Genomic DNA, 13,534 nt, shown 5'->3' with positions numbered 1-13,534 from the left:
AATAGCAGATAGGAAAGAGTTGGGAAACCAGCTCTTTTTTGAAAACAAATCTTCATTTTGAAAATCATCAAAAAAATGGTATAATGGTAGGAAAAGATTCGGCTAAAAGTAGTGCTTTTAGAATAAGAGGGTAAGCAACCCTATAATCAAGATAAACTAAGCTTTCGGAGGAAAAATGAGTAATATCAGTTTAACAACACTTGGTGGTGTACGTGAAAACGGGAAAAATATGTATATCGCTGAAATCGATGGATCTATTTTCGTTTTGGATGCAGGTCTGAAATATCCTGAAAATGAACAACTAGGGGTGGATGTGGTCATTCCAAATATGGACTACCTTTTTGAAAACAGTGACCGTATCGCTGGGGTCTTCTTGACCCACGGTCATGCGGATGCCATTGGTGCTCTGCCTTATCTCTTGGCTGAAGCCAAGGTGCCTGTATTTGGGTCTGAGCTGACCATTGAGTTGGCCAAACTCTTTGTCAAAGGAAATGACACAGTTAAGAAATTCAATGATTTTCATGTTATAGATGAGGATACGGAGATTGATTTTGGAGGAACTGTGGTTTCCTTCTTCCGTACGACCCACTCTATCCCAGAAAGTCTGGGTGTTGTCTTGAAGACAGCTGAAGGTAGTATCGTTTATACAGGTGATTTCAAATTTGACCAGACAGCTAGTGAATCCTATGCGACAGACTTTGCTCGTTTGGCAGAAATCGGTCGTGACGGAGTTCTAACTCTTCTTAGCGATTCAGCCAATGCGGACAGTAATATCCAAGTGGCTAGCGAAAGTGAAGTTGGGGACGAGATAACTCAAACCATTTCGGACTGGGATGGTCGTATCATTGTTGCAGCAGTAGCCAGCAACCTCTCTCGTATCCAGCAGGTGTTTGACGCTGCGGATGCAACAGGCCGTCGTGTGGTCTTGACAGGATTCGATATTGAAAATATCGTCCGTACTGCTATTCGCCTCAAGAAATTGTCTCTAGCTAACGAGAGTCTTTTGATTAAACCAAAAGATATGTCTCGTTTTGAAGACCATGAGTTGATTATCCTTGAGACAGGTCGTATGGGTGAGCCTATCAACGGTCTTCGCAAGATGTCGATTGGTCGCCACCGTTATGTGGAAATCAAGGACGGTGACCTAGTCTATATCGTAACCACTCCGTCTATCGCCAAAGAAGCAGTCATGGCGCGTGTGGAAAACATGATTTATCAAGCTGGAGGGGTTGTCAAACTGATCACTCAAAGCTTGCGTGTGTCAGGGCACGGAAATGCGCGTGATTTGCAGTTGATGATCAATCTCTTGCAACCCAAGTATCTCTTCCCGATTCAAGGGGAATACCGCGAGTTGGATGCCCATGCTAAGGCTGCTATGGCAGTAGGTATGTTGCCAGAACGCATTTTCATCCCTAAAAAGGGAACAAGCATGGCTTATGAGAATGGCGATTTTGTCCCAGCTGGCGCGGTTTCGGCAGGGGATGTCTTGATTGACGGGAATGCCATTGGTGATGTTGGTAATGTGGTTCTTCGTGACCGTAAGGTCTTGTCAGAGGACGGTATTTTTATCGTAGCAATCACTGTTAACCGTCGTGAGAAGAAAATTGTGGCCAAGGCTCGTGTTCACACGCGTGGATTTGTTTATCTCAAGAAGAGTCGCGATATTCTCCGTGAAAGTTCCGAATTGATTAACCAGACGGTAGAAGACTATCTTCAAGGAGATGACTTTGACTGGGCAGACCTTAAAGGGAAGGTTCGTGATAATCTGACCAAGTATCTCTTTGACCAAACCAAACGTCGTCCAGCTATTTTACCAGTAGTCATGGAAGCAAAATAATCGTTGAAATAAACAGAGAGAAAGTCGAGTTTCGGCTTTTTCTTATAGAAAAATAGAGGAAAAATTATGGCAGTAATGAAAATCGAGTATTATTCACAAGTTTTGGATATGGAGTGGGGAGTGAATGTCCTCTATCCTGATGCCAATCGAGTGGAAGAACCAGAGTGTGAAGATATTCCCGTCTTGTACCTCTTGCACGGAATGTCTGGCAACCATAATAGCTGGCTCAAGCGGACCAATGTAGAACGCTTGCTTCGAGGAACCAATCTCATCGTTGTCATGCCTAATACCAGCAACGGTTGGTACACCGATACCCAATATGGTTTTGACTATTACACAGCTCTAGCAGAGGAATTGCCACAGGTTCTGAAACGTTTCTTCCCTAACATGACTAGTAAGCGTGAAAAGACCTTTATCGCTGGTCTCTCCATGGGAGGCTATGGCTGTTTCAAATTGGCTCTTGCTACAAATCATTTTTCTCATGCAGCTAGCTTTTCAGGTGCCCTTAGTTTTCAAGATTTTTCTCCTGAAAGCCAAAATCTGGGGACACCAGCTTACTGGAGAGGTGTTTTTGGGGAGATTAAAGATTGGACAACTAGTCCTTATTCTCTAGAAAGTCTGGCTAAAAAATCGGATAAAAAGACCAAACTTTGGGCTTGGTGTGGCGAGCAGGATTTCTTGTACGAAGCCAATAATTTAGCAGTAAAAAATCTCAAAAAACTGGGCTTTGATGTGACCTATAGCCATAGCGCCGGAACTCACGAGTGGTATTATTGGGAAAAACAATTGGAACGGTTCTTAGCAACCTTACCAATCGATTTCAAATTAGAAGAGAGATTGTCATAATTTAGCTTTCTTTCAGCTTGTTTTAGTAAAATAGACTTTATTTGCTAGAAAGGTGGAGGAACATGCGCTGGATTTTTCGTTTGATAGGGGCTTTCTTTTCTTTTGTGTGGCGTTTGTTTTGGCGTCTAGTTTGGATAGCTTTTCTTTTGTGTGCTTTTGCTTTTGGACTTCTCTGGTATCTGAACGGTGATTTTCAAGGAGCGCTAAAGCAAGCAGAACGGTCAGTCAAGATTGGTAAACAAAGTATCGACCAATGGGAAAAAACAGGGCAACTGCCTAAGTTGAACAAGACAGATAGCCACCAACACTCTGAAGGAAGGTGGCCACAGGCCTCTGCTCGTATTTACCTAGATCCCCAGATGGATTCACGCTTTCAAGAAGCTTATTTAGAAGCAATCCAGAATTGGAATCAAACTGGTGCTTTTAACTTTGAAATTGTGACTGAGTCCAGCAAGGCGGATATCTTGGCTACGGAGATGAACAACGGAAACACTCCTGTGGCAGGAGAGGCGGAAAGTCAGACTAATCTCTTAACGGGACAATTCTTGTCTGTCACGGTGCGGTTGAATCATTATTATCTGTCTAATCCTGACTATGGCTATTCATATGAGCGCCTTGTCCATACGGCGGAACATGAGTTGGGGCATGCGATTGGCTTGGACCATACAGATGAGAAGTCTGTGATGCAACCTGCAGGTTCCTTTTATGGTATTCAGGAAGAGGATGTTGCAAACCTCCGAAAAATATATGAGACTAGTGAGTAGGGAACAATCTTTCCCTACTTTTTTGCTATAATGGAACTATGAATAACTTGATTAAATCAAAACTAGAGCTCTTGCCGACCAGCCCTGGTTGCTACATTCACAAAGATAAAAACGGCACCATTATCTATGTAGGAAAGGCCAAAAATCTGCGTAATCGCGTGAGGTCTTATTTCCGTGGAAGTCATGATACTAAGACAGAGGCTCTGGTATCTGAAATTGTGGATTTTGAATTTATTGTTACGGAGTCCAATATTGAGGCACTTCTCCTAGAAATCAACCTGATCAAGGAAAATAAGCCTAAATACAATATCATGCTCAAGGATGATAAGTCCTATCCTTTCATCAAAATCACCAATGAACGCTATCCTCGTTTGATTATTACCCGACAGGTCAAGAAGGACGGAGGTCTCTACTTTGGTCCCTATCCAGATGTGGGGGCAGCCAATGAAATCAAGAGGTTGCTGGATCGGATTTTCCCTTTTCGTAAGTGTACCAATCCACCGTCTAAGGTCTGTTTTTACTATCATATCGGTCAATGTATGGCCCACACCATCTGTAAGAAAGATGAGGCCTATTTCAAGTCTATGGCACAGGAGGTTTCTGATTTCCTAAAAGGACAGGATGACAAAATCATTGATGCTCTTAAGGGAAAAATGGCAGCGGCAGCCCAAGCTATGGAATTTGAACGTGCAGCGGAATACCGTGACCTAATTCAGGCTATTGGAACGCTTCGAACCAAGCAACGGGTCATGGCTAAGGATCTCCAAAATCGGGATGTCTTTGGCTACTATGTGGACAAGGGATGGATGTGTGTTCAGGTTTTCTTTGTTCGTCAGGGCAAGTTAATTGAACGTGACGTCAATCTATTCCCCTACTACAATGATCCGGACGAGGATTTCTTAACCTATGTGGGACAATTCTATCAAGAAAAATCCCATCTAGTACCAAATGAAGTATTGATTCCGCAGGATATTGATGAAGAAGCCGTCAAGGCCTTGGTGGATACTAAGATTCTCAAACCTCAGCGTGGTGAGAAAAAACAGTTGGTCAATTTGGCTATAAAGAATGCTCGAGTCAGCCTAGAGCAGAAATTCAACCTGCTAGAGAAATCTGTTGAAAAGACTCAGGGGGCTATTGAAAATCTGGGACGCTTGCTTCAAATACCGACCCCAGTCCGCATCGAATCCTTCGATAACTCTAATATCATGGGAACCAGTCCTGTTTCAGCCATGGTGGTCTTTGTCAATGGTAAACCAAGTAAAAAAGATTACCGTAAGTATAAAATCAAGACCGTAGTCGGGCCAGACGACTATGCTAGTATGCGAGAGGTCATTCGCAGACGCTATGGTCGAGTACAGCGTGACGGTTTGACTCCTCCAGATTTGATTGTGATTGATGGGGGACAAGGTCAAGTCAATATCGCCAAGCAGGTTATCCAAGAAGAGCTGGGCTTGGATATTCCAATTGCAGGTCTGCAAAAAAATGACAAGCACCAAACCCATGAATTGCTCTTTGGAGATCCGCTGAAGGTGGTGGAGTTGTCTCGCAATTCTCAGGAATTTTTCCTCCTCCAACGCATCCAAGATGAGGTTCACCGCTTTGCCATCACCTTCCACCGCCAACTGCGCTCCAAAAATTCCTTTTCATCACAACTGGATGGAATTGACGGTCTGGGACCTAAACGCAAGCAGAATCTTATGAAGCATTTCAAGTCTTTGACTAAAATCAAGGAAGCCAGTGTGGATGAGATTGTCGAAGTTGGGGTACCAAGAGCAGTTGCAGAAGCTGTGCAGAGGAAGTTGAACCCGCAGGAGGCAGAAGTCTTGCCTCAAGTGGCGGAAGAACAAGTAGATTATCAAACGGAAGGAAATCACAATGAAACATAAAATCGCAATTTTATCAGATATTCATGGCAATGCGACGGCCCTAGAAGCAGTGATTGCAGATGCTAAAAATCAAGGAGTCAGTGAATACTGGCTTCTGGGAGATATTTTTCTTCCTGGTCCAGGCGCAAATGACTTAGTCGCCCTGCTAAAGGACCTTTCTATCACAACCAGTGTTCGAGGCAATTGGGATGATCGTGTCCTTGAGGCCTTGGATGGCGAATATGGTTTGGAACATCCGAAAGAAATCCAGTCAATGCGCATGACCCAGTTTTTGATGGAGCAAATGGATCCTGCAACGATTGTCTGGCTACGAAGCTTGCCTTTGCTGGAAAAGAAAGAAATTGACGGATTGCGCTTTTCTATCTCTCATAATTTGCCAAATAAGAACTATGGTGGGGACCTACTGGTTGGGAATGATACAGATAAATTTGACCAACTGCTAGATGCGGAAACGGACGTGGCAGTTTATGGTCATGTTCACAAGCAGTTGCTTCGTTACGGAAGCCAAGGGCAACAAATCATCAATCCAGGGTCGATTGGCATGCCCTATTTTAATTGGGAGGCGTTAAAAAATCACCGTGCCCAGTATGCCGTGATAGAAGTTGAAGATGGGGAATTGGTAAATATCCTATTTCGTAAAGTCGCTTATGACTATGAAGCGGAGTTGGAGTTGGCCAAATTCAAGGGGCTTCCTTTTATCGAAATGTATGAAGAGCTACGACGAGAAGACAACTATCAGGGGCACAATCTGAAACTCTTAGCCAACTTAATAGAAAAGCATGGGTATGTAGAGGATGTGAAGAATTTCTTGGAGGCTATAAAGTCAGAATATAAGATGGACTAGTTTCTTTAAGCAGCTGAAAATTAATTGGAACTGGATGAGGGGCTTCCTGATTTAAATGGTTTTCTTCATTCAGTTGCTTATCCTTGTTCCAGTTTGTTTCTACGAAAAATCTCTGCAAGCTCTTTCAAATTATGGTAGAATGGAAGCAGTAGAATTAGAAAAGGAAATCGATTATGAAATTTCTTGAATTAAATAAAAAACGTCATACGACCAAGCAGTTCACTGATAAACCTGTTGATCCAAAAGATGTGCGTACGGCTATCGAAATTGCAACCTTGGCACCAAGCGCCCACAACAGCCAGCCTTGGAAATTTGTGGTGGTTCGTGAGAAAAATGCTGAACTGGCAAAATTGGCTTACGGTTCAAACTTTGAGCAGGTATCATCAGCACCTGTAACCATTGCCCTATTTACAGATACAGACCTTGCCAAACGTGCTCGTAAGATTGCCCGAGTTGGTGGTGCTAACAATTTCTCAGAAGAACAACTTCAATACTTTATGAAAAATTTGCCAGCTGAATTTGCTCGTTACAATGAACAACAGGTCAGCGACTACCTAGCCCTCAATGCAGGTCTGGTTGCTATGAACTTGGTTTTGGCTCTTACAGACCAAGGAATCGGATCAAATCTTATTCTTGGTTTTGATAAATCAAAAGTCAATGAAGTTTTGGATATCGAAGACCGCTTCCGCCCAGAACTCTTGATTACAGTGGGTTACACAGACGAAAAATTGGAACCAAGCTACCGCTTGCCAGTAGATGAAATCATCGAGAAAAGATAGAAAGAAGAATAAAATGACAGCAATTGATTTTACAGCAGAAGTAGAAAAACGCAAAGAAGAACTCTTGGCTGACTTGTTTAGCCTTTTGGAAATCAACTCAGAACGTGATGATAGCAAGGTTGATGCTGAGCATCCATTTGGACCTGGGCCGGTAAAAGCCTTGGAAAAATTCCTTGAAATCGCAGACCGCGATGGCTACCCAACTAAAAATGTTGACAACTATGCAGGACACTTCGAGTTTGGTGATGGAGAAGAAGTTCTCGGAATCTTTGCCCACATGGACGTGGTGCCAGCTGGTAGCGGTTGGGACACAGACCCTTACACACCAACTATCAAAGACGGTCGCCTTTATGCGCGTGGGGCTTCGGATGACAAGGGACCTACAACAGCTTGTTACTATGGTTTGAAAATCATCAAAGAATTGGGTCTTCCAACTTCTAAGAAAGTCCGCTTCATCGTCGGAACAGATGAAGAATCAGGTTGGGCAGACATGGACTACTACTTTGAGCACGTAGGACTTGCCAAACCAGACTTCGGTTTCTCTCCTGATGCTGAATTCCCTATCATCAACGGTGAAAAAGGAAATATTACAGAATACCTACATTTTGCAGGAGAAAATACAGGTGCAGCCCGTCTTCACAGCTTCACAGGTGGTTTACGTGAAAATATGGTACCAGAATCAGCAACAGCAGTCGTTTCAGGTGATTTGGCTGACTTGCAAGCTAAACTAGATGCCTTTATTGCAGAACACAAACTTAGAGGAGAACTCCAAGAAGAAGCTGGCCAATACAAGGTGACAATTATTGGTAAATCAGCTCACGGTGCTATGCCTGCTTCAGGTGTCAATGGTGCGACTTACTTAGCCCTCTTCCTTAGCCAGTTTGACTTTGCTGGTCCAGCCAAAGACTACCTTGACATCGCTGGTAAAATTCTCTTGAACGACCATGAGGGTAAAAATCTCAAGATTGCTCATGTGGATGAAAAGATGGGTGCCCTTTCTATGAATGCGGGTGTCTTCCGCTTCGATGAAACAAGTGCTGATAATACCATTGCCCTCAACATCCGCTATCCAAAAGGAACAAGTCCAGAACAAATCAAGTCAATCCTTGAAAACTTGCCAGTTGCTTCTGTTAGCCTTTCTGAACACGGTCATACCCCTCACTATGTTCCAATGGAAGATCCACTTGTGCAAACCTTGTTGAATGTTTATGAAAAACAAACTGGTCTTAAAGGTCACGAGCAAGTCATCGGTGGTGGAACCTTTGGTCGCTTGCTAGAACGAGGTGTTGCCTATGGTGCCATGTTCCCAGACTCAATTGACACCATGCACCAAGCCAATGAATTTATCGCCTTGGATGATCTCTTCCGAGCTGCAGCAATCTATGCCGAAGCTATTTACGAATTGATCAAATAAAACGATAGAAGTCTGAGATCTTATGCTTGGACTTCTTTTTGGAGGGAAAGTAGATGTCTCAAATCGAAAGAATCAAGCAGGCTATCATGGCAGATCCACAGAATGCTACCTATACAAAGCGTGGCATCGAGCCTCTCTTTGCAACGCCAAAGACTGCTCGCATCAATATCATCGGTCAGGCCCCGGGACTTAAAACCCAAGAAGCAGGCCTTTACTGGAAAGATAAGAGTGGTGACCGCCTGAGAGACTGGCTAGGTGTGGATGAAGATACCTTTTACAATTCAGGATATTTTGCTGTTTTGCCTATGGATTTCTACTTTCCAGGGCATGGCAAGTCAGGTGATCTGCCACCGAGAATTGGCTTTGCTGAAAAATGGCATCCGCAGCTCTTGCAAGAATTACCAGATATAAAGTTGACCCTCTTGATTGGACAATATGCCCAAGCCTACTATTTACATGAGAAAATCAGTGGCAAGGTGACAGAACGGGTAAAACATTACCAGAACTACTTACCAACATATTTTCCACTAGTTCACCCCTCACCGCGAAATCAAATCTGGATGGCTAAAAATCCTTGGTTTGAGTCAGAAGTGGTGCCGGATTTGAAAAAAAGAATTAAAACTATTTTATAGTCAATGAAAATCAAAGAGCAAACTAGGAAGCTAGCCGCAGGCTGTACTTGAGTACGGTAAGGCGACGCTGACGTGGTTTGAATTTGATTTTCGAAGAGTATTAGGAGAAAAAGAATGAAAGAAATAACCTTTGACGCATTTTACCAGCTTTACCAAAATGACCAACTTTCTCTAGTGGACGTTAGAGAAGTAGATGAATTTGAAGCTCTTCATATAGAAAGTGCTCGCAACCTACCGCTTAGTCAATTGGCCGATATCTATGATCAGTTGGACAAGGATCAGTTACATTATGTTATTTGTAAATCTGGAATGAGATCGGCGCGTGCTTGCCAATTCTTATCAGAACAAGGTTATGAGGTTATCAATGTCCAAGGTGGCATGATGGCCTTTGAAGAACTTTAATACTCAATGAAAATCAAAGAGCAAACTAGGAAGCTAGCCGCAGGCTGTACTTGAGTACGGCAAGGTGAAGCTGACGTGGTTTGAAGAGATTTTCGAAGAGTATAAACATTAGAATTTTCTCCTACTTGGTGTGGACTGGGTAGGAGAATTTTATTTTTAGACAATTCTCATTTTTAAGAATCTTGAAAACATTCAATATTTACTTCGTGAAGCTTTTTTCATAGTCTCTTTCATGATATACTAGGTCAGTATTTTATAAATATGAAGGAGATTTACATGGCTAAAAAAGGTGCCCTAACAGGTTTGCTCCTGTTTGGAATATTTTTTGGTGCGGGGAACTTGATTTTTCCGCCTTCTCTAGGTGCTCTATCTGGAGAACATTTTATTCCTGCCATCGCAGGTTTTGTCTTTTCAGGTGTCGGTATCGCCGTCTTGACTCTTATTATTGGAACGCTAAATCCTAAAGGATATATCTACGAGATTTCAACAAAGATAGCGCCTTGGTTTGCGACTCTTTACCTCTCAGTTCTTTACTTGTCAATTGGTCCATTCTTTGCTATCCCACGTACAGCTACAACAGCTTACGAAGTGGGGATTAGCCCCCTTTTGTCGGATGCAAATAAAGGTCTTGGTTTGATTGTCTTTACAGTTCTGTATTTTGCAGCAGCCTATTTGATTTCGCTTAATCCATCAAAAATCTTAGACCGTATCGGCCGTATTTTAACACCAGTCTTTGCGATTTTGATTGTTATCTTGGTTGTCCTAGGAGCTATCAAATACGGTGGAACAAGTCCTCAAGCTGCTTCAGCTGCTTATCAAGCTTCTGCCTTTGGGACAGGTTTCCTAGAAGGTTACAATACCTTGGACGCCCTTGCCTCCGTTGCCTTCAGTGTAATCGCAGTTCAAACCTTGAAACAACTTGGCTTCTCAAGTAAGAAAGAATACATTTCAACCATTTGGGTTGTTGGTATCGTTGTTGCCCTTGCCTTCAGTGCTCTTTATATCGGTTTAGGTTTCCTTGGAAATCATTTTCCGGTACCAGCTGAAGCGATGAAGGGTGGAACACCAGGTGTTTACATCTTGTCACAAGCCACTCAAGAAATCTTTGGCTCAACAGCCCAACTCTTCCTTGCAGCTATGGTTACTGTAACCTGCTTCACAACAACGGTTGGTTTGATTGTGTCAACAGCTGAGTTCTTTAATGAACGTTTCCCACAAATCAGTTATAAGGTTTATGCGACAGCCTTTACCTTGATTGGATTTGCTATTGCCAATTTGGGTCTTGATGCGATTATCAAGTACTCAATCCCTGTACTGGTTATCTTGTACCCAATCACCATTGCCATCGTTATGATTGTCATTGTCAACAAATTTGTGGCTCTTTCAAAACCAGGTATGCAGTTGACAATTGCTGTGGTTACAGCTATTGCCATTGCAAGCGTACTAGGAAGCTCGTTTAAGGTTGAGTTTCTTGCAAACCTTGTCAACGCTCTTCCTTTTGCCAAGGCCTCACTCCCATGGTTAGTACCAGCCGTTGTCGGAATCTTGCTCTCATTGGTTCTACCAAACAAGCAAGAAAGCGATGTTTTTGAAATGGAATAATCATTAAAATCACTTTTGTAGCCAAGTCTACAGGAGTGATTTTCTTTTTTTATCCGATGATAAATGTGTTATAATAGGTAGCAAAAGAGGTGAAGAAATGAATCAAACAGTAGAATATATCAAAGAACTGACAGCTATTGCATCGCCAACGGGCTTCACTCGTGAGATTTCAGACTATTTAGTCAAGACTCTAGAAGGTTTTGGTTACCAGCCGGTTCGCACAGCCAAGGGCGGTGTCAATGTGACCATCAAAGGTCAAAATGATGAAGAGCACCGCTATGTGACTGCCCATGTGGATACGTTGGGTGCTATTGTCCGTGCTGTCAAACCAGACGGCCGTCTCAAAATGGACCGTATCGGTGGTTTCCCTTGGAACATGATTGAAGGAGAAAACTGTACTGTTCACGTAGCTAGCACAGGTGAAAAAGTATCAGGAACCATCCTCATCCACCAAACTTCTTGCCATGTCTATAAGGATGCAGGAACTGCAGAACGCACTCAGGACAATATGGAAGTGCGTTTGGATGCAAAAGTGACCAATGAAAAAGAAACTCGTGCTCTTGGTATTGAGGTCGGTGATTTTATCAGCTTTGATCCACGAACCGTCGTGACAGAGACAGGTTTTATCAAGTCTCGTCATTTGGACGATAAGGTCAGTGCAGCGATTTTGCTTAATCTGCTTCGTATTTATAAGGAAGAGAAGATTGAATTGCCCGTAACAACCCATTTTGCTTTTTCAGTCTTTGAAGAAGTGGGGCATGGGGCTAACTCTAATATTCCTGCTCAGGTGGTAGAATATCTGGCTGTGGATATGGGAGCTATGGGAGATGACCAGCAAACAGACGAATATACAGTGTCTATCTGTGTCAAGGATGCTTCTGGACCTTATCACTATGACTTCCGTCAACATTTGGTTGCTTTGGCTAAAGAGCAAGATATTCCATTTAAACTGGATATCTATCCATTTTATGGTTCGGACGCTTCAGCAGCCATGTCCGCAGGGGCAGAAGTCAAACACGCCCTTCTCGGTGCTGGTATCGAGTCTAGTCACTCATATGAACGCACTCATATTGATTCGGTGGTCGCAACGGAACGTATGGTTGATGCTTATCTTAAGAGCGCATTGGTAGATTGATATGTGTTTGATTTGCCAGAGAATTGAGCTCATCAAGAAGGGAGAAAGTCCCTATTTTGTCAAAGAGTTGGAAACAGGCTATCTTGTGGTTGGAGACCACCAGTATTTTGCAGGCTATAGTCTCTTTCTAGCCAAGGAACATGTCACCGAATTGCACCATTTGAAAAAGGAGACAAGACTCCATTTTCTAGAAGAAATGAGTGTGGTCCAAGAGGCGGTTGCTAAGGCTTTTGCTGCTGAGAAAATGAATATCGAACTGCTAGGAAATGGCGATGCCCATCTTCATTGGCATCTGTTTCCTAGACGAAGAGGTGACATGAATGGTCACGGTCTCAATGGACGTGGTCCAGTCTGGTGGGTTCCCTTTGAAGAAATGACAGCAGAAACCTGCCAAGCAAAACCGGATGAGATTAAAAGATTAGTCAAACGATTATCGTTAGAAGTAGATAAACTATTAGAAATAAAGGAGTAGAAATGAAAAAAAGATACCTTATCTTGACAGCTTTGCTAGCCTTGAGTCTAGCAGCTTGTTCACAAGAAAAAGCAAAAAATGAAGATGGCTCAGTTAAGACAGAGCAAACAGCTAAAGCTGATGGAACAGTAGGAAGTAAGGCTCAAGGAGCTGCCCAGAAAAAAGCAGAAGTGGTTAACAAAGGAGACTACTACAGCATCCAAGGGAAATACGATGAAATCATCGTAGCAAATAAACACTACCCATTGTCAAAAGACTACAATCCAGGGGAAAATCCAACAGCCAAGGCTGAGTTGGTCAAACTCATTAAAGCTATGCAAGAGGCAGGTTTCCCGATTAGCGATCATTACAGTGGTTTTAGAAGTTATGAAACTCAGACCAAGCTCTATCAAGATTATGTCAACCAAGATGGGAAGGCAGCAGCTGACCGTTATTCTGCTCGACCTGGCTATAGCGAACACCAGACAGGTTTAGCCTTTGATGTGATTGGGACAAATGGTGATTTGGTGACAGAAGAAAAAGCGGCCCAATGGCTCTTGGATCATGCTGCTGATTATGGCTTTGTTGTTCGTTATCTCAAAGGTAAGGAAAAGGAAACAGGCTATATGGCTGAAGAATGGCACCTTCGTTATGTCGGAAAAGAAGCAAAAGAAATTGCAGAGAGTGGTCTCAGTTTGGAAGAGTACTATGGATTTGAAGGCGGAGATTACGTCGATTAATACTCTTCGAAAATCAAATTCAAACCACGTCAGCGTCGCCTTACCGTACTCAAGTACAGCCTGCGGCTAGCTTCCTAGTTTGCTCTTTGATTTTCATTGAGTATAAAAAATAAACTTTTCTCTTGCAATTCTAGATAAATAGTGTATAATAAATGGGTATGTGTAAAGCATGCTTGTGGGAGGTAAAAATCTTTAATTACCG

Annotated in this window: 13 protein-coding genes; all 13 read left to right on the top strand. The window is 42.8% G+C overall.

Going from position 1 to position 13,534, the window contains the following annotated elements:
• The first annotated feature begins 175 nt into the window (after nt 1–175).
• The 13 genes from O3664_RS08265 (at nt 176) to ldcB (ending at nt 13,332) form a co-directional block, all read left to right on the top strand.
• Nucleotides 176–1,837, top strand: coding sequence for a ribonuclease J (locus tag O3664_RS08265; RefSeq protein ID WP_261113924.1), 1,662 nt, complete (start codon nt 176–178; stop codon nt 1,835–1,837).
• 66 nt (nt 1,838–1,903) lie between these two features.
• Nucleotides 1,904–2,683 (top strand): alpha/beta hydrolase, encoded by a 780-nt coding sequence (locus O3664_RS08260; protein ID WP_371613886.1) that lies wholly within the window; start codon nt 1,904–1,906, stop codon nt 2,681–2,683.
• Nucleotides 2,684–2,745: 62 nt separating this feature from the next.
• Nucleotides 2,746–3,447 (top strand): M57 family metalloprotease, encoded by a 702-nt coding sequence (locus O3664_RS08255; protein ID WP_371613885.1) that lies wholly within the window; start codon nt 2,746–2,748, stop codon nt 3,445–3,447.
• Between the two features lie 38 nt (nt 3,448–3,485).
• Nucleotides 3,486–5,333 carry an excinuclease ABC subunit UvrC gene (gene uvrC / locus O3664_RS08250; protein WP_371613884.1) on the top strand — a complete coding sequence of 616 codons (1,848 nt, stop codon included), beginning with the start codon at nt 3,486–3,488 and terminating at the stop codon, nt 5,331–5,333.
• Entirely contained in the window at nt 5,323–6,177 is an 855-nt protein-coding gene (locus O3664_RS08245; RefSeq protein WP_371613883.1) for a metallophosphoesterase, read from the top strand. Before uvrC ends, O3664_RS08245 begins: the two co-directional genes overlap by 11 nt.
• A gap of 173 nt (nt 6,178–6,350) precedes the next feature.
• Nucleotides 6,351–6,956: a nitroreductase family protein gene (locus O3664_RS08240; RefSeq protein WP_203179810.1), complete on the top strand. Its 606-nt coding sequence runs from the start codon at nt 6,351–6,353 to the stop codon at nt 6,954–6,956.
• A gap of 13 nt (nt 6,957–6,969) precedes the next feature.
• On the top strand, nt 6,970–8,370 hold the full coding sequence (gene pepV / locus O3664_RS08235) for a dipeptidase PepV (protein ID WP_261079863.1): 1,401 nt from the start codon (nt 6,970–6,972) through the stop codon (nt 8,368–8,370).
• A 53-nt stretch (nt 8,371–8,423) separates the two neighbouring features.
• Nucleotides 8,424–9,002: a uracil-DNA glycosylase family protein gene (locus O3664_RS08230; protein WP_084928868.1), complete on the top strand. Its 579-nt coding sequence runs from the start codon at nt 8,424–8,426 to the stop codon at nt 9,000–9,002.
• Nucleotides 9,003–9,116: 114 nt separating this feature from the next.
• Nucleotides 9,117–9,404, top strand: a complete 288-nt coding sequence (locus tag O3664_RS08225; protein WP_084928869.1) for a rhodanese-like domain-containing protein — start codon at nt 9,117–9,119, stop codon at nt 9,402–9,404.
• Nucleotides 9,405–9,680: 276 nt separating this feature from the next.
• A complete protein-coding gene (brnQ, locus tag O3664_RS08220) occupies nt 9,681–11,006 on the top strand; it encodes a branched-chain amino acid transport system II carrier protein (protein WP_247947245.1) in 1,326 nt (441 codons plus the stop codon).
• Nucleotides 11,007–11,103: 97 nt separating this feature from the next.
• Complete coding sequence (locus O3664_RS08215; protein ID WP_084863016.1) at nt 11,104–12,141, top strand: M42 family metallopeptidase; 1,038 nt, start codon at nt 11,104–11,106, stop codon at nt 12,139–12,141.
• Between the two features lies 1 nt (nt 12,142).
• Complete coding sequence (locus O3664_RS08210; protein WP_084928871.1) at nt 12,143–12,613, top strand: HIT family protein; 471 nt, start codon at nt 12,143–12,145, stop codon at nt 12,611–12,613.
• Nucleotides 12,614–12,615: 2 nt separating this feature from the next.
• On the top strand, nt 12,616–13,332 hold the full coding sequence (gene ldcB, locus O3664_RS08205) for an LD-carboxypeptidase LdcB/DacB (RefSeq protein ID WP_020903042.1): 717 nt from the start codon (nt 12,616–12,618) through the stop codon (nt 13,330–13,332).
• Nucleotides 13,333–13,534 lie beyond the last annotated feature (202 nt).

The organism is Streptococcus sp. 27098_8_109 (assembly GCF_041432295.1).
Taxonomy (GTDB): Bacteria; Bacillota; Bacilli; order Lactobacillales; family Streptococcaceae; genus Streptococcus.
The sequence above is the reverse complement of the archived record's forward strand: the minus strand, read 5'-3'. Positions and strand labels throughout refer to the sequence as shown.